General features: G+C 62.1%; 21 protein-coding genes. 13 read left to right on the top strand and 8 right to left on the bottom strand.

Annotation, left to right across the window (positions count from 1 at the left end; translation table 11 throughout):
• The first annotated feature begins 144 nt into the window (after positions 1–144).
• The 9 genes from AC6HU3_RS06055 (at position 145) to AC6HU3_RS06015 (ending at position 6,714) form a co-directional block, all read left to right on the top strand.
• Positions 145–777 carry a hypothetical protein gene (locus tag AC6HU3_RS06055; protein WP_497472887.1) on the top strand — a complete coding sequence of 211 codons (633 nt, stop codon included), beginning with the start codon at positions 145–147 and terminating at the stop codon, positions 775–777.
• Positions 778–900: 123 nt separating this feature from the next.
• Positions 901–1,191, top strand: a complete 291-nt coding sequence (locus tag AC6HU3_RS06050) for a hypothetical protein (protein ID WP_497472886.1) — start codon at positions 901–903, stop codon at positions 1,189–1,191.
• Between the two features lie 71 nt (positions 1,192–1,262).
• Entirely contained in the window at positions 1,263–2,396 is a 1,134-nt protein-coding gene (locus tag AC6HU3_RS06045; RefSeq protein WP_497472885.1) for a DUF6754 domain-containing protein, read from the top strand.
• A 12-nt stretch (positions 2,397–2,408) separates the two neighbouring features.
• Positions 2,409–3,038 (top strand): hypothetical protein, encoded by a 630-nt coding sequence (locus AC6HU3_RS06040; RefSeq protein WP_497472884.1) that lies wholly within the window; start codon positions 2,409–2,411, stop codon positions 3,036–3,038.
• 4 nt (positions 3,039–3,042) lie between these two features.
• On the top strand, positions 3,043–3,864 hold the full coding sequence (locus AC6HU3_RS06035) for a hypothetical protein (RefSeq protein WP_497472883.1): 822 nt from the start codon (positions 3,043–3,045) through the stop codon (positions 3,862–3,864).
• A complete protein-coding gene (locus tag AC6HU3_RS06030) occupies positions 3,861–4,526 on the top strand; it encodes a hypothetical protein (RefSeq protein ID WP_497472882.1) in 666 nt (221 codons plus the stop codon). The genes AC6HU3_RS06035 and AC6HU3_RS06030 overlap by 4 nt, the downstream gene beginning before the upstream one ends.
• Before the next feature lie 5 nt (positions 4,527–4,531).
• Positions 4,532–5,023 carry a signal peptidase II gene (gene lspA / locus AC6HU3_RS06025; protein ID WP_497472881.1) on the top strand — a complete coding sequence of 164 codons (492 nt, stop codon included), beginning with the start codon at positions 4,532–4,534 and terminating at the stop codon, positions 5,021–5,023.
• Positions 5,010–5,666 (top strand): PAQR family membrane homeostasis protein TrhA, encoded by a 657-nt coding sequence (gene trhA, locus AC6HU3_RS06020; RefSeq protein WP_497472880.1) that lies wholly within the window; start codon positions 5,010–5,012, stop codon positions 5,664–5,666. Before lspA ends, trhA begins: the two co-directional genes overlap by 14 nt.
• Before the next feature lie 67 nt (positions 5,667–5,733).
• Positions 5,734–6,714 carry a hypothetical protein gene (locus AC6HU3_RS06015; RefSeq protein ID WP_497472879.1) on the top strand — a complete coding sequence of 327 codons (981 nt, stop codon included), beginning with the start codon at positions 5,734–5,736 and terminating at the stop codon, positions 6,712–6,714.
• Here AC6HU3_RS06015 and AC6HU3_RS06010 read toward each other — a convergent pair.
• The 4 genes from AC6HU3_RS06010 to rsfS are packed head-to-tail and all read right to left on the bottom strand — an operon-like array spanning position 6,698 to position 12,136.
• Positions 6,698–9,772 (bottom strand): adenylate/guanylate cyclase domain-containing protein, encoded by a 3,075-nt coding sequence (locus AC6HU3_RS06010; RefSeq protein ID WP_497472878.1) that lies wholly within the window; start codon positions 9,770–9,772, stop codon positions 6,698–6,700. The two genes, AC6HU3_RS06015 and AC6HU3_RS06010, sit on opposite strands and share 17 nt — an antisense overlap.
• Before the next feature lie 26 nt (positions 9,773–9,798).
• Positions 9,799–10,731, bottom strand: coding sequence for an ornithine carbamoyltransferase (gene argF / locus AC6HU3_RS06005; RefSeq protein ID WP_497472877.1), 933 nt, complete (start codon positions 10,729–10,731; stop codon positions 9,799–9,801).
• Positions 10,728–11,765 carry a tetratricopeptide repeat protein gene (locus AC6HU3_RS06000; RefSeq protein ID WP_497472876.1) on the bottom strand — a complete coding sequence of 346 codons (1,038 nt, stop codon included), beginning with the start codon at positions 11,763–11,765 and terminating at the stop codon, positions 10,728–10,730. Before AC6HU3_RS06000 ends, argF begins: the two co-directional genes overlap by 4 nt.
• Positions 11,762–12,136: a ribosome silencing factor gene (rsfS, locus tag AC6HU3_RS05995; RefSeq protein WP_497472875.1), complete on the bottom strand. Its 375-nt coding sequence runs from the start codon at positions 12,134–12,136 to the stop codon at positions 11,762–11,764. The genes AC6HU3_RS06000 and rsfS overlap by 4 nt, the downstream gene beginning before the upstream one ends.
• A 79-nt stretch (positions 12,137–12,215) precedes the next feature.
• Here rsfS and AC6HU3_RS05990 point away from each other — a divergent pair, with 79 nt between their 5' ends.
• The 4 genes from AC6HU3_RS05990 to AC6HU3_RS05975 all read left to right on the top strand — a co-directional run bounded on the left by AC6HU3_RS05990 (position 12,216) and on the right by AC6HU3_RS05975 (position 15,594).
• Complete coding sequence (locus AC6HU3_RS05990) at positions 12,216–12,425, top strand: hypothetical protein (protein WP_497472874.1); 210 nt, start codon at positions 12,216–12,218, stop codon at positions 12,423–12,425.
• A gap of 338 nt (positions 12,426–12,763) precedes the next feature.
• On the top strand, positions 12,764–13,450 hold the full coding sequence (locus AC6HU3_RS05985; protein ID WP_497472873.1) for a hypothetical protein: 687 nt from the start codon (positions 12,764–12,766) through the stop codon (positions 13,448–13,450).
• 9 nt (positions 13,451–13,459) lie between these two features.
• Positions 13,460–14,818, top strand: coding sequence for an SLC13 family permease (locus tag AC6HU3_RS05980; protein ID WP_497472872.1), 1,359 nt, complete (start codon positions 13,460–13,462; stop codon positions 14,816–14,818).
• Positions 14,815–15,594: a tRNA pseudouridine synthase A gene (locus AC6HU3_RS05975; protein ID WP_497472871.1), complete on the top strand. Its 780-nt coding sequence runs from the start codon at positions 14,815–14,817 to the stop codon at positions 15,592–15,594. The genes AC6HU3_RS05980 and AC6HU3_RS05975 overlap by 4 nt, the downstream gene beginning before the upstream one ends.
• On the opposite strand, the gene AC6HU3_RS05970 is transcribed toward AC6HU3_RS05975, so the two are convergent.
• The 4 genes from AC6HU3_RS05970 to AC6HU3_RS05955 are packed head-to-tail and all read right to left on the bottom strand — an operon-like array spanning position 15,575 to position 20,283.
• Positions 15,575–16,615: an ABC transporter permease gene (locus AC6HU3_RS05970; RefSeq protein WP_497472870.1), complete on the bottom strand. Its 1,041-nt coding sequence runs from the start codon at positions 16,613–16,615 to the stop codon at positions 15,575–15,577. The genes AC6HU3_RS05975 and AC6HU3_RS05970 overlap by 20 nt on opposite strands.
• On the bottom strand, positions 16,612–17,679 hold the full coding sequence (locus AC6HU3_RS05965; RefSeq protein WP_497472869.1) for an ABC transporter permease: 1,068 nt from the start codon (positions 17,677–17,679) through the stop codon (positions 16,612–16,614). The genes AC6HU3_RS05970 and AC6HU3_RS05965 overlap by 4 nt, the downstream gene beginning before the upstream one ends.
• Positions 17,645–19,432, bottom strand: coding sequence for an ATP-binding cassette domain-containing protein (locus AC6HU3_RS05960; protein ID WP_497472868.1), 1,788 nt, complete (start codon positions 19,430–19,432; stop codon positions 17,645–17,647). Before AC6HU3_RS05960 ends, AC6HU3_RS05965 begins: the two co-directional genes overlap by 35 nt.
• Positions 19,429–20,283, bottom strand: coding sequence for an HlyD family secretion protein (locus AC6HU3_RS05955; RefSeq protein ID WP_497472867.1), 855 nt, complete (start codon positions 20,281–20,283; stop codon positions 19,429–19,431). The genes AC6HU3_RS05960 and AC6HU3_RS05955 overlap by 4 nt, the downstream gene beginning before the upstream one ends.
• Positions 20,284–20,515 lie beyond the last annotated feature (232 nt).

Here is a 20,515-nt window from a genome sequence, read left to right as displayed (position 1 = left end):
CATGATGAATCTCCCTGCCGTGTCTGGCCTCCGGACAAGAGTTCGGACAGGGGTGAAAGGGAGGTGGGGATCCTCCGGGGGAAAGCTGTATACTTTCCCCTCGGATACGCTTTCCTGGAAGCCCGATCACTGCGGATCTCTTCCATGGCTCGCAAGATGAAAGGCGTTTCTGAAGGTGCCGCGTATAAGCGTATCCAGCGCTTCCTCGAACATTTTGATCCCCATGAAACCCTCTGGAGGCTTTTCCCCGAAACGGCTCCTTTCGTGATCGCCGACGTCACCGAAATCGAAAGACCCCAGGCCCGCAAGACAGAATACGTCGGAACCCTGAAAGATGGCAAAACCCGCGGCTTCTGGCTCCTCGTTCTCGCCGCCCCTCTGCGAGGACGCGCCATCCCCTTTGCCATGACCACCTTCTCTTCAAGAACCCTCAAAGATACGGGAAGCTCACGAAATGCCGTCCACATCCAGACGCTTCTTTCCTGGAAGGTTCTCTGGAAATCGTCCCCTTGTGATGGACCGGGAATTCAGCTATACGACTCTCCTGCGCCATCTGCGGGAAGCGGGGATGAATTTCGTGATCCGCTTGAGAATGGGATCCCACCCTCCCGTTTTTCTGGATGCCCGAGGGCGGAAGGTCCGTCTCACATGTCCTGTTGGAGAAAAAGTGGTCTTTCGGGGGCTGCGATACCGTGGGGAAATGGAGGTCAACGTGATCGGGGTGTGGGAGTGAGGCCAGAAGGAACCCCTATGGCTGATGACCACACTGGAGCCTGAAGAAGCGGAGGGTTTTCCGCAGGCGGATGGAGATTGAGGAATCGTTCCGGGACATGAAAAGCCTGCTGGGGTTGGGAGAGGGTTTTCCGCAGGCGGATGGAGATTGAGGAATCGTTCCGGGACATGAAAAGCCTGCTGGGGTTGGGAGATGTGATGAGCAAGAAACAAGCGGTGATGGAAAAGCTGGTAGGATTTATGCTCCTGGTCTACGGCATTGTGCTGCTTCTTGGAGGAGCGGTGCGTCAGGAACTTTTCCGTCGTACAGGCTCTGCAAGATGGAAACGCTTTTCCGGACCTTTTATCCTGCTTGAGAAGAAATGGCGATTGCCACCCAAAGAATGGAGATCCTTGATTCAACGTGTGCACCACACGTTCATCCAATCCCTATACCCAGGTGTCCGAACTCATGGGTGAACTTCAGTGCCGTGTCACTTGATGCATCCCGCACGGGGCTTTATCATCAGGGGCGTTGAAGGAGGCCGAACATGATCCTATGGCTGGTGTTTGCCGCACAGGCTCTTGCCCAACCGGTGGACGTTCCGGATTCCGCACCGCCCCTTCCTCCTCCACCCCGGATCGTGGTGGAAGATATCCCCAACGATGATGGAACTGCCCTCCGGATTGTGGCGGAGGTTCAGGACACGTCAGGCCTTCGCACCCTCCTCATCCAGCGTCAGGAAGGCAACACCTGGAAAACGGTCGGAGAGACCTCCCCCGGAGAAGATTTCCACGACACGGGCCTGCGGGCCAACCGCACCTACCGGTACCGGGCGGTGGCGGTGTATGCCCTCGGCGAAAGCGAAATCCAGCGTGCTTCGGAAGCCGTGGAAGGCATCCCTCGCCGTTCCTGGTTTCACCGGGGCCGCATCAGTGCTTTCGTGATCTTCGTCCTCTTTACCCTGGTGTTCTTCTATCTTTACGGTCGGGCCCAGACGGACACTCGCCTCTTCATCCGCCGCATCCCGGGACTGGACGCCCTGGACGACGCGGTGGGGCGGGCCACCGAAATGGGGCGACCCATTCTCTATACGTTTGGCCTTGGGGAGATGCAGGACCTTGCCACCATCGCCTCCCTGGCCATTCTCAAGCGGGTGGCGAAAAAGGTGGCCGAATACGAAACCCGCCTGATCGTGCCCAACTATGATCCCATCGTGATGACCGCGGCCCAGGAGGTGGTGAAGGAAGCCTATCTGGAAGCGGGCCGCCCCGATCTGTACAACGAAGACGACGTGTTCTTCCTGACCAAGGACCAGTTCGGGTATGCGGCCGGTGTGGACGGCATCATGGTGCGAGAACGCCCCGGAGCGGTCTTTCTGCAGGGGATTTTCTTTGCGGAATCCCTGATCCTGGCCGAGACCGGGTTTTCGGTGGGAGCCATCCAGGTGGCCGGGACCACTTCCATCACCCAGCTGCCCTTTTTCATCGCCGCCTGTGACTACACGCTCATCGGTGAGGAAATGTATGCGGCAAGCGCCTATCTCACCCGTCAGCCGGTGGAAGTGGCGAGCATCAAGGCGGAAGATTTTGGAAAAATGGCCTTTATCGTGGTCATCCTGCTGGGAATTGTGCTGGAAACGCTGGGCATCCACGTGATCCGCGACTTTTTCGCCCTGTTCTGAGGAGGTTCGATGATGCAACGGGAAGTGCCGCTTTTCATCACCTTTGTGACGGGAACCCTGCTGGTGGTTTCCTTCTTTGTTCCCGCCCTTTCCTATCTGGAACAGACCTTCCTGGACTGGTTCCAGATCGTGGCCGGTTTCACGCTGATTCTGGGTCTCGATAGCCTGATCGTTCACCACGCCCAGAAAATCCAGTTCCGCCGGAAGGGGTGGTTCCACAGCGCTGCCCTCCTGGTGAGCCTCTTCGGCACCATCATCTGGGGCTTCTATTCCTGGTGGAAGGTGGGAAGCCCCTTCGCCCCCAACGCGAGCTTCCTTCAGTATTACTACACCTACATCTTCGTCCCTCTCCAGGCCACCATGTTCGCCCTGCTTGCCTTCTTCATCGCCTCGGCGGCTTTCCGGGCCTTCCGGGCCCGGACCCTGGAAGCCACCCTTCTTCTCATCTCCGCCACCATCCTGATGCTGGGGCGCACACCGGTGGGCTACAAGATCCATCCCTTTATTCCCGCCTTCTCCGACTGGATCATGGGCTATCCCCAGCTTGCGGCCAAGCGGGGGATCTTCCTGGGCATGTCCCTGGGTGCCATCGCCTTTTCCCTTCGGGTGATCCTGGGGATGGAACGCTCCTATCTGAGGTGAGGCCATGAACTTCTGGGTGCGGATACAGAATCTGGACCGCCGGGTGATCTATCTGGTGGTGGCCCTCGGCGTGGCCATCCCCATGCTCCTCAAGTGGCGGATGGCCATTCACCCCTCTCCGGAGGTCCGGCGGGCCTATGAGTTCATCGAAAAGCAACCGGAAGGCTCCCTTTTCCTGATTTCCATTGACTACGACGCAGCCAGCATGCCCGAGCTCCAGCCCATGCTCCACGCCATGCTCCGTCACCTTTTCCGGAAAAACCACAGGGTCCTGATGATGGGCCACTGGCCCCTGGGGCTTCCCCTGGGACAGATGGCCCTGGAGGAGGAGGCCCGTCGGGCGGGCAAACAATACGGCGTGGACTATGCCTTCCTGGGGTATCGCCCCGGCATTGCCGCCGTGATCGTCAACCTCGGAAAGGACTTCCGGAGCGTGTTTGCAGAGGACTATCGGGGCACCCCGCTGGATTCTCTCCCCGTGGCCCGAAACGTCAAAGACTACAGCGCCTTTGCCGCCGTCATCGGTCTGGAGGCAGGGGCGGTGGGGGATGCCTGGGTGCAATATGGCCAGGCACGCTATAACTTCCCCGTGATTCTGGGAGCCACCGCGGTGGTGGCCCCGGATCTGTATCCCTATCTTCAAGCCGGACAGGTGGTGGGCATCATCGGTGGACTCAAGGGCGCGGCGGACTATGAGGCCCTGGTGGGGTATGTGGGGAACGCCTCGGTGGGGATGACTGCCCAGTCCGTGGTGCATCTCCTCGTGATCGGTTTCATTCTCCTTGGCAACGTGGCCTTCTTCATCACCCGGAGGCGCACACCATGATGGCCGAAATCTTCTGGACCACAGTGGCGGCCTTTTTCACCCTGGCCATTTTCAGCTTTCTCTGGCGGGACAATCCCTTCTATCAGTTTGCCGAACATGTGTTTGTGGGCGGATCGGCAGCCTTTACCTTCGTCTACATCTGGTATTTCAACGTGTGGCCCAAACTCTGGACCCCCTTCTTCTCCAAGATCTTCCACGGCCAGTTTGACGCCATCACCACCTCCCAGTGGCTCCTCATCATCCCCACCATCCTGTCCCTCATGATGCTCACCCGCCTCCTGTCCTATGTGGCACCGGACATCATCTGGATCTCCCGCTGGGCCATCGCTTTCACCGTGGGGATCGGTGCGGGGCTCGGGATCACCGGTGCCCTCCAAGGGTTTCTGGTGCCCCAGATCCAGGCCACCATCCTGCCTCTTGTGGATAAGTCCTTTCTCGCCACCTTCAACAACTGGGTGATCATTGTGGGGACCCTCACCACCCTTGTGTACTTTTACTTCTCAAGTGAGCACAGAGGTGCGCTGGGACTCTTCGCCCGGCTGGGGATCATCTTCATCATGATCGGCTTCGGGGCATCCTTCGGCTACACCGTGATGGCCCGTGTGTCCCTTCTCATCGGACGGATGTACTTCCTCCTCCACAACTGGCTCCATCTGGTGTGAGCAGGATGAAACGACTGCTGGACGTCTTCCTCACAGGCGCTGTCGTGGTGGCCCTGGACCAGATGGTGAAAGTCTGGATCGCGGGGACTTTTGTCCTCCATGAAAGCCGGGAAATTCTGGGGGATTTTGTGCGTCTCACCTTTGTTCTGAATCCCAATGCGGTCCTGGGCATTCCCATCCCCTCGGTGAAACTGTATTACACCTTCGCCTTCGCGGCCATTGGTTTTCTCGTGTTTCTCTCCCTCCGGGAACCCCATCGCCGGTTCCGGATCGTGTATGGCCTGATCCTGGGTGGGGCGGTGGGGAATCTTCTGGATCGGTTCCGGATCGGGGCGGTGGTGGATTTCGTGGATGTGGGTGTGGGGCAGATCCGGTGGCCCGTGTTTAACCTTGCGGACAGCGCCATCTCCATCGCCCTTATCCTGCTCGTCTGGTTTTCCCTTTCCCACCGGGAAGCCCCCCATCCCGTGGAAGAATTTCCCTATGCCGAGGGATAGGCGCACCCTTCCCATCCCCCGGGAGGAGGTGTTCAACACCGCGAGCCACGGGACCGGCGCCCTCCTGATGCTGGTGGGCTCCCTGATCCTCCTTATCCGGTATTTTCCCCTGCGTCCTCCCACCCTCTCTCTGGGCTTTCTGATCTACGGCCTCTCTCTGGTCACGGTGTTTCTCGCGTCCACCCTGTATCACGGAACTCCCAGCCGTTCCCGGTGGAAGGCCCACCTCCAGAAACTGGATCACAGCGCCATCTATCTCGCCATCGCCGGGACGTATGTGCCCTTTCTGCTGCGGGTTCTGGAAGGCCTGGAGCGGTGGCTTCTCCTGGCCACCGTGTGGATGCTGGCCGTAATCGGCATCACCCTGGAGTTTCTGAACGGTGAACGCTTCCGGGTGCTTTCTTATGGGCTGTATCTGGGCATGGGCTGGGTGGGCATCCTGGTGGCGCCGAAACTGTTTCGGGCCATGCCCCGATGGGCTTTTGCCCTCCTTCTGGCCGGAGGAATCGCCTATACGCTGGGGTTCGTGTTCTATGCCACGCCCCGGATTCCCCATCACCACGAGATCTGGCATGTGTGGGTGGTCACCGGTGCGGTGCTCCACCTAGCCGCCCTCTGGATTCTGGAAGAAACCCGTGTGTGAGATTTCTCACAGACCGTACGGCCTTCAGGGCGTATATCTTTATAGGGAAACCAACAGGAGGTTTGCCATGAGACGCTGGATGATGCTCGGTACCGCGGCCCTCTTTCTGATGGCCGCGAACTGCCAGAAACCCACGGAGGAGAATCCTCCGCAGGGAGGCCTTTCCGATCCCACCACCGCCCAGGTCCTCCTCTCCATCGTGGCGGAGAATGGGGGGTATGAGAGCATCTACTACTCTTCTCCCCAGGGCCTGAAGGGCGAGTTTGACGCCTTTGGAAAGGCCAAAGGGAAATTCAAGCAGGGTGAGGATCTCTGTGCTCCTTATGTGACCCTCATCGGAACGCCGGACACCACGGACGCGGACCTTGACGGGGTGCCCGTCTCCCTCCATGTGCAGGTGGCCTGCGACACCACGGTGATTGGCGACCTGGACAGCAACGCCGCCACCATCGAAACCCTCCGGGTGGTGATGGTGGGTGAGGTCCACTTCCAGGATCCCGACGACCGGGATCCCTGGACGGCCCTGGCCACCATGAACGGGATTGACACCGCGCAGTTCTTCTATATGGGCTTCTTCTATCACGCACCGTACGGCCGTTTTGAGGACGAAGTGGGCCTCAACGGAACCGCACGTGCACTCCACGATCCCGGCGTGTTCCGGCTTTCAAACCGACTCACGTACCTCCAGCGGACACAGATTGGCCCTTCGGACACCACGGTTGTGTATGCTCGTTATGCCCACGTGCGTTTTGCCCCGGACGACACCACCTGGACGCCCGATTCCTCCAGCGTGGTCTCCGGAAACCTCGGCCTTTCCGACACGGTGTATCTCAACACGGGTGGGCAGGAGGAGGTCTTTCTGGTGAGCACCCCCACCCAGCTCCGGCTGGAGGCCGCCTGTGACGGCGACGGCGACGGCATGGGCGGCGATCCGGTGTCGGGCGAGGTGGAGATCACGGATGGCCGGCACACGCTCCTCGTGCGATGGACGGGATGCGGTCAGCGGGAGGTGTATCTGGACGGTCAGCCCTTCAATCCCGCACTCTGAAGGGGAGGTTCGCGAGGAGAAAGGGCGGCACGCCGATTTCCACACCAAGATCGCGGGCGAGGGGGATCACCCCCTCGCCTTTTTTCTGCATCAGGATCCAGATGGCCTGCCGCCAGAGATTTTTGTATCGCGGCCACAGGGAAGCCAGATATTCCCGGACCTCCCCGGGGTCTTCGGGAAAACGGAGGGGTTCGGGCAGATCACAGTTCCCCGAAATGCCGAGGGCGTTCTCACCCCAGCACAGGGCTGCCCGGGCAGTGGGAGAAAGGGTGTGCGCCAGCGTGTCCGCCTGCTGAAAATGCATGCGGGCTTCCGGGTGCTGACCCCGGATCAGGTGATACCAGCCCAGCAGCACCGCGTTGGAGGCGACTCCCGGGGCTTCTTCGGAATCCCGGGCAATGTTCAGGGCCTGTTCAAAGTTTTCCTTCACCTGTTCGTCCACCACGCCCTCAAAGAGCATCCGGATGGCGCCTTTGAGATGGAGCACCATCCCTTCCGATCTTTTGTTTCCTGACTGCCGGGCCAGGTTCTCTGCCTGATCCAGCCAGCGATAGGCTCCTGGAAGGTCGCCTTCGTCCAGGGCATTCAGCGCCAGGTTCACCATGGAATGGAACTGGATCCCGAAACTCTCCAGGGATTTCCCCACCCGGAGGGCCCGTTCCAGAAGCTCCCGGGCCTTCGCGGGCTCCCCAAGATACCGGAGGAGACGGGCATAATCGAAGAGCACAGATCCAAGGAGGGAGCGATCTCCCAGCGTCTCCACCCGCTCCAGGGCCCGTTCAAAGGCCTCGCGGGCTTCCTCAAACCGCCCTTTCAGGCGAAGGATTTCGGCCTGTTCATGCCAGAGCCGGGCCTGGAGTCCCTCCATCCCCTGCTCGGACAGCACAGTATGCAACGCGTCCAGCACCTCCAGAGCCCGGTCCACCTCGCCGGCATAGCGGAGGGCCTGGAGGAAGGGCAGGGCAAGAACCTGCACCTCGTCCTTGCGTCCTTCTTTCATCCTCCGGGTCACTTCCTCATCCAGACGAAGGGCAAGCTCCCGGAGGTGTTCTCCCCGAAGAAGACGAACCGTTGCGTCAGTTTTTAGCCAGTCAATATCTGGATCGGCGGGGCGAAACTTTGCAAGGAGTTTCATGGCTTCCTCCGTGCGCCCCATGGCGGCCAGGATGTCGACTTTCAGCATGAGTGCGCGAATGTGAACCTCGCCCTTTGCCCTGTTCAATATACGCTCAAGGATCTGAAGCGCTTCCGGTCTTTCACCTGTATTCCGCAACCACTCGGCCCGGTAATAGGCCACCCATTGCCGTTGCTCTTCATCCCCTGCGCCCTGTTCCAGCGCTTTTCCCATCCAGCGCACCACCCGCCCCAGATCCCGGATGGCCCGGACAGAAAGAAGCCTTTCAGCGGCCTCAAGGCCGTATTGAAGGACTTTCTCCCATGCCCCGGCTTCCACGGCGTGGAAGGCCAGCACCTCCGCCGGGGCGCCCTCTTTCTCCAGTGCTTCCAGGATCCGCTCATGAAGGATTTTGCGTTCTCGCCTGAGCAGCATCCGGTACACGGCATCCCGGACCACGGGGTTCCGGAAGGCCCATCCTTCTGCCGTTTCTCTCAACCATCCCGTCTGGACCAGGCGGCGAAAGGCAAAGTCATGGGGAGACAGGTCCAGCAGGGCAAGTTCCCGCTCCCCAAACCGGGGGCCCAGAACGGAAATCTTCTTGAGCAGGTCCTTCAGTTCGGCGGGCAGACGGTCCACCCGCTCCTGCATGAGTCCTTCAATCCGTTCGGGAAGGTCTTCCCGCCCCTCTTCCAGCCACGTCCGGATCATCTCCTCCAGAAACAGGGGGTTCCCCTGGGCACGTTCCACAAATGCGTCCTTGAGGGTTTCCGGCAAATCCGGGGCGAGGTCCTGGGCAAGGGTTTCCAGAACCGGGCGGGGAAGGCCTTCCAGGCGGAGGGTTTCCACCCGTCCCTCCCGCATCCGGAAAGCCCGGACCAGCCGGTTCAGGACGTCCTCTCCATCCGGACGGGTGGTCATGAGAAGAAGCAACCTGCCGGTGAACGCCACCACCAGGCGTTCCAGGAGCCCCAGAGAAAAATCGTCCGTCCAGTGGAGGTCTTCCACCCGAACCACCAGGTTGCGCTTCTTCCTCACCTTTTCGAGAACCCGCGCAAAGGCCCGTTCCTCATCCAGATCGGATTCAACGTCCACCACACCCCGGAACATTCCGCCCACCGGCCGATCCGGTGATGCGGTGAGAAACAGATCCGGCGTGACCTTCAACTCGTCCAGGAGCCGGGATTTTCCAAACCCCGCATCCGCGACCAGCGCCACAAGGGCATCCCGTTCTTCCTGTAGGATTTCCGTGAGAAGGGCGAGTTCCCGATCCCGCCCCCTCAGGGGGGCCTTGCGCGCCAGCCCCCGCCTCAGCACCCGACCGGCCCGCCCGTGGATCATCCACACCCGGATGGGCTGGGTCCTTCCCTTGACCGTGAGTTCCCCCACCGATTCCCCTTCAAACAGGCCCTCCACCATGCGCCAGGTCCGGTCGCTCACCAGAATCTCTCCCGCCCGGGCAAGGCTTTCCAGGCGCTGGGCCACGTTCACCGTGTCCCCGATCACGGTGTAGTCCGCAGCCACCCCTTCGCCCATATGGGTGACCAGGACTTCCCCCGTGTGAATGCCCACATGGACCTGAATGCCGAGTTCTGGGGTTTTCTCCACAAGCTCCAGAGCGGCCTGAATGGCATGGTAGGGAGGGTTCTCCAGGGCCCGGGGGACGCCGAAAAGGACCAGGGCCGCATCCCCGATCAGCTTGTCCACGTGCCCCTGATGGCGCCGGACCACGTCGTCCACCACGCGGTAAAACCGGTCAAGCAGTTCGCTGACTTCTTCGGGATCCCGCTGTTCCGAAAGGCGGGTGAAACCCGCCACATCCACAAACATCACGGAGGCGAGCTTCCGCTCTTCTTCCTTTTCCAGGGTGGGGAGGGGGGTGCCGCAGTATCCGCAGAACCGCATCCCCTCGGGGAGGAGTTGACCGCAATTTGGACAGCGCATGGAAACCTCCTCCCCGGGGGTCGGGGTCAATCACCGAACATAAAGGCGAGCAGGGCTTTCTGGGCGTGGAGGCGGTTTTCCGCCTGCTCCAGCACCACAGAATGGGGACCTTCCAGCACGTCTTCCGTGATCTCTTCGCCCCGGTGGGCCGGAAGACAGTGCATCACCCGGACATCAGAAGGCGCATGGGAGAGCAGTTCCCGGTTGACCTGGAAGGGGGCAAACACCTTCCGGCGGATCTCCGCTTCCTCTTCCTGACCCATGGAGGCCCAGACATCCGTATACACAAACTGGGCATTCCGGACGGCCTCACGGGGATCATGCACGATCCGGAGGTGAGCCCCGGTGCGGGAGGCCACCTCCAGGGCTTTCTCCCAGATGGCCGGCGAGGGCTCATACCCCTCCGGACAGGCGATGGTGAAATCCGCCCCGAGAGAAGCCGCCATCAGGGCCAGGGAATGGGCCACGTTGTTCCCGTCGCCAATGAAGGCAAGGTGAACCCTGAAGGTCCCGGCGATCTCGTGGATGGTCTGGAAATCCGCCAGGGCCTGGCAGGGGTGTTCCAGGTCCGACAGGGCGTTGATCACGGCGAGGTGGGTGGTGGCATCCCGCATCTCCTCCAGCACCCGGTGTTCAAACACCCGGGCAATCACGCCGTCCACCCATCGCTCCAGATTCCGGGCCACGTCCTTCACAGGCTCCCGCTTGCCCAGACGGATGTCCTGGGGAGCCAGATAGGTCACGGACCGGGCCCCCAGCTCTCTCAGCCCCACCTCAAAGGACATCCGGGTCCGAAGGGAAGGCTTTTCAAACACCAGGGCAAAGGCCTTGCCCTCGAGCACCGTGTCCGTGCGGTCTCCCTCCCGGCGGCGACGCCGGAACCCTTCCGCCCGGCGAATCACCTCCTGGATCTCCTCCGGCGTGAGATCCAGCACCGAGAGAAAGGCGCGTTTGTTCATCGGTTCCGCTCCAGGTTCTGGGCCTTTTTGAAGGCGGAGAGGGCTTCCTGGGTTTTGCCGAGTTCCTTATAGATGGTGCCCTTGATGTAATACACCTCGGGGTTGTTGGGATCCTGGAGTTCAGCCTTGGAAATGGCTTCCAGAGCGTCTTCATACCGCTTGAGTTGAAAGAGGACCCGCGCGTAGTTCATCCAGGCTTCCGAGTCGTTGTCCACCTTTTCCACATACCGGGCCAGGGCATCCGCAGCCCGCTCATAATCCTCCATGGCCATATAGGTGTAGGCCAGGTTCAGCAGGGCATCGGTGAGGGTGGAATCCTGCTCCACGGCTTTCTGGAAGTGAAGGGCCGCTTTGGCATAATCCTTCTCATTGAAAAAGAGGGTTCCCACCGCGAAGTGCGCCTTGGCCCGGGTGGAGTCCACCTCCAGGACCTTGAGAAAAGTCTCCTTTGCCTTTGCCACATCCCCTTCCTGAAGATAGGTCTGGGCGAGATAATAGAGGAGATCCGGGTTGTTGGGGGCAATCTGCAGCCCCTTCTCCAGGGTGGACCGGACCTTATCGTTGTCCCCCTTCCGGGCATACATGCTGGCAAGACGCAGATAGAAATCGGGATTGGTCGAATCCAGTGTCACCGCAAATTCGGCAAACCGGACGGCGTTGTCCATATCCCCCTGGTTGTTGTAATAGATCGCTCCGTTCATGGCCACGATGGCCTCGTTTTTGCCCATCTGGTTCCGGACCTTCCCCTCCTTGTCCATCTCCCAGGCCTTGAGGAGGTTTTCGGCCGCTTTGGCATAGAGTTCCAGCTTTTTGTTCTGTCCGGGGGTGCTGGCGGCCTGAGCCATGTAGATCTGGCCTTTCCAGTAAAAGGGTTCGGGATCGCCGGGCATCTCGCTTGCCCAGGCGTCCGCCTCCTCCAGGGCTTTTTCAAAGTTCTTGTTCTGGTTATACAGCTTAATGCTGGTGAGATGGGGATTGCCCGACGCGCAGGCCCAGAGCGCAAGCCCCAGTGCCCAAAGGATATGCCGTTTCATGACTCAACCTCCTTTTCTCTGGATTCCTCAGGTGACCAGGAGGGGGCATCCCCCCACAGTCCCTCCAGGTTATAGAACTCCCGTGCCTCCGGCAGCATGAGGTGGACCACCACGTCCACGTAGTCCAGAACCAGCCAGTCCTGTCCCCGGCCTCCTTCCTGATGGGTGGGCGGAAGATCGGCCGCAAGGGCATCCCGCAGGGCAAGCAGGTGATCGGGCGTGTACCCCTCCGCAATCACGAACCAATCCGCGAATCCCGCTCCCACCTCCCCCACCGCCAGCACCAGCACCCGCTGCGCATGGTGCTCCTCCAGCACACGCAGAATGTCCGGAAGGAGCGCATGACCCACAATCCGGTCCTCAAAACTCACGCCGTGGTTTCACCTCCTTGCCCCGGAGTGGGGAACGTTGTGGCAGTATTGTACGGCACAGGGGAAAATCCATCAAACCATGCGGTTCCACAACACGACGCCCATGCCCCTGTATGCGCTCGAAGCCAGAAATGAAGACATCAAGGCCATCCGGCACGAAGCCGAAGGCGGCCAGTCCGTGCAACCCCGTTTCGCCGTCCAGGTGGCGGACGAGGTGGAAAAAGTGCTCTATGTGAAGAAAAAGGCCGCCCGATCTGCGCAAGAGATCCGGGACAGGTACCCCACATGAAAGGGATGCCCATGGGGATGACCCCCTCGCTGAACTCACGTGGAAGGTGCGCCCTCCCGGGGACGCTGGGGCTTCTCCTCCTCCCCCTGGGGGCCCCCTGGTCTTTGAAAACTTACGGTAGGATGGAGGGGATTTTCTGGTCATGGGCGGGATGCTTTTCCCAACCCTCTGGCTCATGGACTGTTCACCGGTTTCCCGGGCGCCGGAGAATCCTGATGGGGGGTGGGCGTGCCCCTTCTCTGTTTTGCTCCTCTGGGCCGAGATGGGGATGGGGTTTTCGGCACGCCCCTGGCGGGGATTGAGTTGACATCCCCTTTCCGGGCGCATATCCTATACATATGTCCACTGCAGACCTCACAACCCTGTACCTCTTCGGGAAGGACCATCTGCTCGACGACATGACATCGGGCAATCTCCCCTTCTCCTCTGTGCACTGGAACACCTTTCCTGAATCCCCTGATCACCAGGGCGTGATCGTGGTCTCCGTGGACGCTCCCCACCGGTGGGAAGCCCTGGGCATGGCCCTGGAACACCGCCTGCCCCTCGTGTGTGTGGGAGAAAAGCGCATCACCCCCTTCACCCGGGAGGTGTTCCTCACCACCGCACTCCCTCCCCAGCCCACCCGGGTGTTGTTTCGGGAGGATCGGCTTCGCCGGCTGGCCCGTATTGCTCAGGATTTTCTCCGGCGTCCCCGAACCGGCGGGGATGTGGACCGCACCGGAATTCTGGACACCGTTCTCCTCCTTCTTCACGAAGACGATCCCTTCATGCTCCGGGTGTGGACGGAAGAGGGGGAAGGGGAACTCGCAGGCCGTGAAGGTCTCGTGGTCCGCTCCCTTGCTCCCGGACACCGGGGTCCTGATGCCCTCCTGTGGATGCTCACCCGGGAGGACGGGCTGTGGGTGCTTGCACGGAATGTCCGTTTCCGGGCAACGGAGGAGGGATTTTCCCTGATAGACGCCCTGCTCTCCTATGCCCAGGAGGCACTCGAAAACGAAACCGAGCTTCTTTCCCGATTCTCCTGAAGGTTTGCCATGAAACGAAGGGTCATCCTCCTGGGAGGACCGATCCTTCTCCTGCTTTTTCTGTGGAGAGCGCCGGGGGATTTGGCCTTCCCCGCCCGGGTCACCGCCGGCACCGCCCTGTGGATGGCCCTCTGGTGGGTGAGCGAGGTGGTTCCCCTGGCTGTGACCGCCCTCCTCCCTCTCGTTGTCTTCCCGGTGTTCGGCGTGCTTTCCCCCAAAGCCGCTGCGGCTCCCTTTGCCAACCCCAACGTGTTCCTGTTCCTGGGGGGGTTCTTTCTCGCCCGGGCCTTTGAGCGCCATCGCCTTCACCGGCGCATCGCCCTCTGGATCACCCTGAAAGCCCCACCTGGGGAGCGGGGCCTCCTCTTCGGGATGATGCTGGCCACCGCCCTCCTTTCCATGTGGATGTCCAACACCGCCACCGCCATCCTGATGGTGAGCATCGCCCTGAGCCTCCTTTCCATGGAAGTCTCACCCAACCTGGAAAAGGCCCTCTTCATCGGCATCGCCTATGCGGCTTCCATTGGAGGACTGGCCACCCTGGTGGGCACCCCACCCAACCTGGTCCTGGCCGGCGTGCTCCGGGAGATGTTCGGACAGGATCTCTCCTTTTTCTCCTTCCTCCGGGTCGGGCTTCCCGTGGGGTTTGTCCTGTTCGGTCTGGCGTATGTTCTCCTCGTCTGGTTGTTCCGGGTTCCCCGCCGGCAGGTGGATCGCGCCCTGCTCCGCCAATCCCTCGCCGAGATGGGGCCCCTCTCGCCCGAGGAGAAGCGGGTGGGCCTGGTGTTCCTCCTGGTGGTGCTGGGATGGATGACCCGTCCCCTTCTGATTCGTGCAGGACTTTCCGTTCACGACGCCACCCTGGCCATGGCCGGCGCCCTGATCCTCATGATCTGGAACCGGAACGGTGAACCTCTCCTCACCTGGGAGGACGCGGAGCGCATCCCCTGGGGGGTGATCTTCCTCTTTGGCGGGGGATTCGCCCTGGCGTCGGCCTTCGGGAAGTCGGGGCTCTCCAGCTACATCGCCCACCACGTGGACGCCCTGCACCACTGGCCTTTCTGGGCCGTTCGTCTTTCGGTGATTACCGGCCTGGTGCTTCTCACGGAACTCACGTCCAACACGGCCACGGCCAACCTGTTCCTCCCCCTGCTTGCAAGCCTCTCCACCGCCCTGGGCGTTTCTCCCCTTTCTCTCATGCTCCCCGCCACCCTCTCCGTCTCCCTGGCCTTCATGCTCCCCGTGGCCACACCACCCAATGCCCTGGTGTTTGCAAGCGGAAAGGTCCGGGTGGCAGACCTCTTTCGCGTCGGGTTCTGGATGAATCTGGCGGGCATCACGGCGGTGTTCCTTCTGGTGAGGGGATGAACCACTGGAAAGACCTCCCCGTGGTGTTTCTCGGGTGGGTGGAGTTTGACGGAACGGACTTTTCGGGGTTTCAGATCCAGCCGGCCCGCCGTACGGTTCAGGGCGTTCTGACGGAAACCCTGGCCTCCTTCCTCCCCCTTCCCTTCCGGCTCTACGGGTCGTCCCGGACGGATGCAGGGGTTCATGCCCGCCGGATGGGGATTTCCCTCCATCTCCCGGAGGATCCTCCCTGGCCGCCGGAGACCCTCCTCGCAGCCTGGCAGGCCCGGCTTCCCGTGGACCTCGCCCTCCATGCCCTCCTTCGCCGGCGTCCTCCCTTTCACGCCCGGTACAGTGCCCTGTCCAAGCGATACCGGTATCGCATCCTGCGCCGGTCCTCACCCCTGCGCCGCCGGTATGCCTGGTGGTTCCGGAAAGATCTGGATCTGTCCCGGATGGAAGAAGCCCTCCGGGACCTTCCCACCGAAGCCGACCTCTCCGCCTTCCACGCGGGACCCGCCCCCCCCGATCCCCGCACCTCCGGCTTCCGGATGGAACTCCTTGTGGAGGACGACGAACTCCAGGTCGTGGTGGAGGCCCGGAGATTCTTCCACAAAAGCGTCCGGCTCCTGGTGGGTGCCCTCCTTCAAATCGGGGAGGGCCTGCTTCCTCCGGAAAGCCTCCGCCAGGCCCTTCAGGGGATTCCCGTGCCCATCCGCCCCCTGGCGGTTCCCGCCTGCGGACTCACGCTGGAAGAGGTGGTGTATTCCCCCGAGGTCAGTCCACAATCCGCCTGAGGGTTCGCCCACCCAGCCAGGAAAAGAACAGGGCGGACAGGAACAGAATCCCATAGGACAGGGCATAATCCCGGGCGGAAAACCCTCCGAGAAGCAGTCCCCGCAGGATCCGGAGGGCGTGGGTGAGGGGATCCAGTTCCGCCACCACCTGAAAGAGGGCGGGCATGCTCTCGATGGGGAAGAACAACCCCGAAAACAGGATCATGGGAAGAAGGACCCCCATGATGGTGAGCATGGCCTGCTGCTGGGTGTGGGAAAACGACGACACCCAGAGGGCCACGGCGCCGGCCACCCACACATAGAGCACAATCCCCGCCAGGACCTCCAGCGGAGACCCCCGCAGGGGCAGGTGGAACAGAAGATGGGCCAGGAGAAGGACCAGGGAGGCGTTGATCACCCCGGCAATGGCGTAGGGGATGAGTTTGCCCATCACGATTTCATGGGTGGAAAGGGGCGTCATCCGCAAAAGTTCATAAGTGCCCCGCTCCTTTTCCCGGGTGAGGGCGACGGCCGAGAGAAGGGACACCGAAATCAGCACGATCATCAGGGCCACACCCGGCAGCATGAAGAACGAGGATTTCAGCTCGGGGTTATACAGGATCCGGAGGTCCACCCGGCGCTGTCCGGACGCCCCCGGAAAGGCCCGGGCGAAGGCGTCCATCACCGCAAACACCACCTGGGCGTTCACCCCGTTGATCCAGAGGGCGGGCCGACCCCGGTGAATCCATACCGCATCCACCCGGTTCTGCCGGAGAGCCACCTCGGCCTCCGCCACGGTGGACAACCCCACCACCTCCCGGAACACGCCAGAACCCACAAGCCGGTTCACCACCTCTCGATCTTCCACCCGGTTTTCCCCCATCACCACGCCCATCCGGAGGTTTTTCACATCCAGCGTGACCACATACCCGAACACCACCAGCTGTATCAAAGGAGCGACCAGCACGATGAACCGGGTCCGGGGGTCCCGGAGGGTCTGAAGGGCCTCCTTGCGCATGAAGGCAAGCAACGCCTGGATCATCGCCCCATCCTCCGGAGAGCCCGGGTGGCAAGGCCCATCCACAAAAGGAGCAACACCACCATCCCCGCCGCTTCCCCCCAGAGGTCCTGAAAGGTGGCACCCTGCAGGAGGATCCCCCGGAGGGCACGGATGAAATAGCGGGCCGGAACCAGATAGGAAAGCCCCTGGAGAAGCCGGGGCATGCTCTCTAAGGGAAACACGAAGCCCGACAGGAAAAAGGAGGGGAGGAAGGTGGCAAGCCAGGTAAACTGCATGGCCGCCTGCTGATTTTTCGTGAGGGCCGAGAACAGGATCCCCAGGGTGATGGCGGTGAGCAGGAACAATGTGACGAACAGAACAAGGTCCGCCCAGTCCCCCCGGATGGGGACCCCAAACACCCCGGTGGCGATGGCCAGAACCAGGGCCGTTTCCCCATAGCCCAGCACAAGGTACGGGAGGAGTTTGCCCATCAGGATGTCCAGGAGGGAAACGGGCATCAGGCGGAGCTGGGAAAAGGTGTGGTGTTCAAACTCCCGGGCCAGGGTGATGGAAGGAAGCAGGGCCGCGACGAGGAGGAGAATGAGGGCCACAAGCCCGGGAATGATGGCGATCTGGCTTTTGAGTTCCGGGTTATACAGCACCCGGACCCCCATAGGCCGACCCCCCGGACGTGCGCCGGACGCCACCCCCTGCACCACCCGGACCACCGCCTTGCCTTTTAAGGGATCCCGCCCGTCCACCCAGAGGTCCAGCCGGGGAAAGGTGTCGTGGGGATCCGGACGGATCCAGAGAACACCCGAGAACCGGTCCCCCCGGGCAAAATCAGACGCTTCCCGGGGAGGAAGGACCCTCACGTCCCGAAACTCCTTCTGATGGGCCAGGGTATGCACGAGATGCCGGCTTTCGGGGCTTCTCTCCATGTCCACCACCGCCAGGCGCAGTCCCACCACATCCAGTCGGAGGACCCAGCCAAAAAGCAGGGTGAGCAGGGCGGGCATCCCCAGCGCAAGGGCCAGGGATCGGGGGTCCCGCAGAAGATGCAGGACCTCCTTATGGGCGATGGGCAGAAGTCGTTTCCAGCGCATGGCGCAGAATCCAGCACACGAACAGATGTTCCAGCTCCGGCTCCACCGGCTCACCCCCCAGGCCCCCATACACGGATTCCACCACCCCAGGGGGACCCACCACATCCAGCAGACGTCCTCGGGGAAGGACCGCACACGCCGGATGCCGGGGAAGTTCGTCTCCCCGCTCTCGCGGGAACCGGAGCACCCGGCATTCCCCTTCCCTTTTCAGCGCTTCGGGCGCGCCATCGGCGATCACCCGGCCCCGGAAGAGGGCCACCACCCGATCCGCCTGTTCCGCCTCCCGCAGGTCATGGGTGGTCACCAGGACGGTCTTGCCCTCCCGGGCAAGGCGGCGGAGCACCCCCCAGAACACCCGGCGCATTCGGGAAGAAACCCCGGACGTGGGCTCGTCCAGCAGGAGGATCGGCGGATCGGGGAGCAGGGCGAGGGAAAGTCCCACCCGCTGCTTGACGCCCCGGGGAAGGTCCTGAATGGGCTGATGCCACCACGTTTCCAGCGCAAAGGCCTCCACGAGGTCCCGGAGTCTCCGGTCCCGCTCCACTCCCTGGAGGCCATAGAACGCCCCGAAGATATCGAGCACCTCCCCCACCCGGAGTTCGTGATAGAGGGAGAGAATCTGGGGCATATAGCCCACCTGGCGCCGAACCCGGGCCCCCTCCGCCTGGGGGTCCCGGTCCAGGATCCGGATCACCCCTTCCGAACGGGGCAGAAGCCCCACCATCATCCGGATCAGGGTGGTTTTGCCCGCACCGTTGGGCCCCAGGAGGGCAGTGATTTCACCTGCACGGAGGGTGAGCGTCACCCCGTCCACCGCCACAAAGTCCCCAAACCGGCGGGTGACGTGTTCCATCGTGATGGTGGCCTCCTTTCGGGCGGGGACCGCTTCCTGCTCCTCTTCCAGGACCAGCCCGCCGGTCCGGGCGATCACCCAGTCATCCAGCGTGGCCGGACGGATGGAGCCGGGCGGCATGGACCCCATGTCCAGCTCGGTGCGGGGCAGGAGCACGGCAAGTCCGGTTGGGGTCTGCTCCACCACCTTCCCGGATGGGACCGGGACAGACACGGTCACCACCACGTGGCGATCCAGTTCCGATGGGTCCAGCATTTCCGGGGGCTCCTGGGGGTCCAGGATCAGAATCCGGTCGGCCCGCTCCGCCTCTTCCGCATACACCGTGGAAAACACCACGGTGAGGGGATGTTCTGCATGGATTTCGTGCAGGAATCGCCAGATTTCGGCACGGGACAGGGGGTCCACCCCCAGGGTGGGCTCATCCAGGAGGAGAAGCTCCGGTTCATACAGGAGATGGGTGACCAGGGCGAGCTTCTTTCGCATGCCGCCGGAAAGATGGGCCACCCGCCGGTCCTCAAACCCGGCAAGCCCCACCCGTCCCAGGAGATCCCCCATCCGGGCGTGAAACACCTCCGGAGCAAGCCCCTGGAGGCGTGCCACAAAGGCCAGGGTCTCCCGGATGGTCAGATCTTCATACTGGGCGTATTCCTGGGGAAGATACCCGAACCGTCCCACCGCCCTCCGGTGGACGGGATCGTCTCCGAAGAGCTCCACCCTACCGGAGGAAGGGCGGCACTCCCCCACCGCCAGGCGCATCAGGGTGGACTTTCCCGCCCCGTCGGGCCCATACACCGCAAGCCATTCCCCCGCGTGGATCGTGAAGGAAAGCCCTCCCCGAAAAAGCTCCACACCGGGAAACCGGACGCGGACGTCGTCAAAACGGAGGACGGGGGTGGTCACGGCCGGGCCGGGAACACGTCCACGGGCATGCCGAGTTTGAGCACACCCTCCGGATTGGCCACCCGGATCCGTGCCCGAAACACCAGATCTTTTCGGCTTTCTTCGGTCTGGACATAGCCGGATGCGTATTCCGCCTCCGGAGCGATCCACACCAGTTCGCCCGGCAGCGCTTTCGTCATTCCATCCGCCCGAATCCACAGGGTGTCGCCGGGACGGTATCGGGGAAGATCCGGCTCGGGGAGAAAGGCGATCACCTCCACCGTGTCCGTCACGCCCAGACGCACCACCGGACGGCCGGGCAGGACAGCTTCACCTTCCCGCGCAAGGACGTCCAGCATCACACCGTCCCGGGGTGCGGTGAGAACGGCCCGGCGCAGACGTTCCTGAACCCCCTGAAGGGCGGTCCCCAGCGCCTGAAGGCGGTGGCGGGCCTCCGTCCGTTTCGCCTCCAGGGTCCGGATCTTCGTCTCCATGGCCTCAAGCTGAACGGCGGGAACACTCCCCGTATCCATGGACGCATACCGGGCGTAGGTTTTCCGCTCCAGGTCCAGCTGGAGGTCCAGGGCCACAAGCCCCTGTTTTCCCGCGGCCATCTCCTCTTCCAGGCGAACCCGTTCCAGATGGAGGTCGGTGGTGTCCAGGACCACCAGGGTGTCTCCGGTCCTCACCCGATCCCCCTCTTCCACGGCCACCCGGAGGATTGTTCCGGGGAGCTCAAACCCCAGGAGATAGAGATCGGCTTCCACATAGCCCGCATAGGAGGACGGGCCTGCCTCCTTCCGGAAGGCCATCCATCCCGCAAGCCCCACCAGGACCAGGAGAAGGATCCCGGGCAAAACGCGGTGTTTCATGGGCGAACCTCCCGAAGAGACCGATCGGTCGGTTATATCCCTATCATACGCCGGGAGGGGGGATGTTTCAAGGGATGAGGGGCGGACGGGATCAGGAAAACGTAAGCCGCTGCAGACGCCTTCACCACCCCAGCCAGGCGAGGACGATCACGAGAATTCCCAGCACCATCCGGATCACGGCGTTCCTCCGTCTGGGGAAAAGATACGGGAGAAGGAACGCTCAGGGCGTGAG

The sequence above is a fragment of the Caldifarcimen microaerophilum genome, assembly GCF_055387105.1.
The sequence above is the reverse complement of the archived record's forward strand: the minus strand, read 5'-3'. Positions and strand labels throughout refer to the sequence as shown.

Coding starts and splice junctions, on each gene's coding strand:
- AC6HU3_RS05955 (WP_497472867.1), bottom strand. CDS start 20,283: ATGAAACACCGCGTTTTGCCCGGGATCCTTCTCCTGGTCCTGGTGGGG.
- AC6HU3_RS06040 (WP_497472884.1), top strand. CDS start 2,409: ATGCAACGGGAAGTGCCGCTTTTCATCACCTTTGTGACGGGAACCCTG.
- AC6HU3_RS05970 (WP_497472870.1), bottom strand. CDS start 16,615: ATGATCCAGGCGTTGCTTGCCTTCATGCGCAAGGAGGCCCTTCAGACC.
- AC6HU3_RS06050 (WP_497472886.1), top strand. CDS start 901: ATGAAAAGCCTGCTGGGGTTGGGAGATGTGATGAGCAAGAAACAAGCG.
- lspA (WP_497472881.1), top strand. CDS start 4,532: ATGAAACGACTGCTGGACGTCTTCCTCACAGGCGCTGTCGTGGTGGCC.
- AC6HU3_RS05965 (WP_497472869.1), bottom strand. CDS start 17,679: ATGCGCTGGAAACGACTTCTGCCCATCGCCCATAAGGAGGTCCTGCAT.
- AC6HU3_RS05980 (WP_497472872.1), top strand. CDS start 13,460: ATGAAACGAAGGGTCATCCTCCTGGGAGGACCGATCCTTCTCCTGCTT.
- AC6HU3_RS06015 (WP_497472879.1), top strand. CDS start 5,734: ATGAGACGCTGGATGATGCTCGGTACCGCGGCCCTCTTTCTGATGGCC.
- AC6HU3_RS06000 (WP_497472876.1), bottom strand. CDS start 11,765: ATGAAACGGCATATCCTTTGGGCACTGGGGCTTGCGCTCTGGGCCTGC.
- AC6HU3_RS06045 (WP_497472885.1), top strand. CDS start 1,263: ATGATCCTATGGCTGGTGTTTGCCGCACAGGCTCTTGCCCAACCGGTG.
- AC6HU3_RS05975 (WP_497472871.1), top strand. CDS start 14,815: ATGAACCACTGGAAAGACCTCCCCGTGGTGTTTCTCGGGTGGGTGGAG.
- trhA (WP_497472880.1), top strand. CDS start 5,010: ATGCCGAGGGATAGGCGCACCCTTCCCATCCCCCGGGAGGAGGTGTTC.
- AC6HU3_RS06010 (WP_497472878.1), bottom strand. CDS start 9,772: ATGCGCTGTCCAAATTGCGGTCAACTCCTCCCCGAGGGGATGCGGTTC.
- AC6HU3_RS06035 (WP_497472883.1), top strand. CDS start 3,043: ATGAACTTCTGGGTGCGGATACAGAATCTGGACCGCCGGGTGATCTAT.
- AC6HU3_RS06055 (WP_497472887.1), top strand. CDS start 145: ATGGCTCGCAAGATGAAAGGCGTTTCTGAAGGTGCCGCGTATAAGCGT.
- AC6HU3_RS05985 (WP_497472873.1), top strand. CDS start 12,764: ATGTCCACTGCAGACCTCACAACCCTGTACCTCTTCGGGAAGGACCAT.
- argF (WP_497472877.1), bottom strand. CDS start 10,731: ATGAACAAACGCGCCTTTCTCTCGGTGCTGGATCTCACGCCGGAGGAG.
- AC6HU3_RS06030 (WP_497472882.1), top strand. CDS start 3,861: ATGATGGCCGAAATCTTCTGGACCACAGTGGCGGCCTTTTTCACCCTG.
- AC6HU3_RS05990 (WP_497472874.1), top strand. CDS start 12,216: ATGCGGTTCCACAACACGACGCCCATGCCCCTGTATGCGCTCGAAGCC.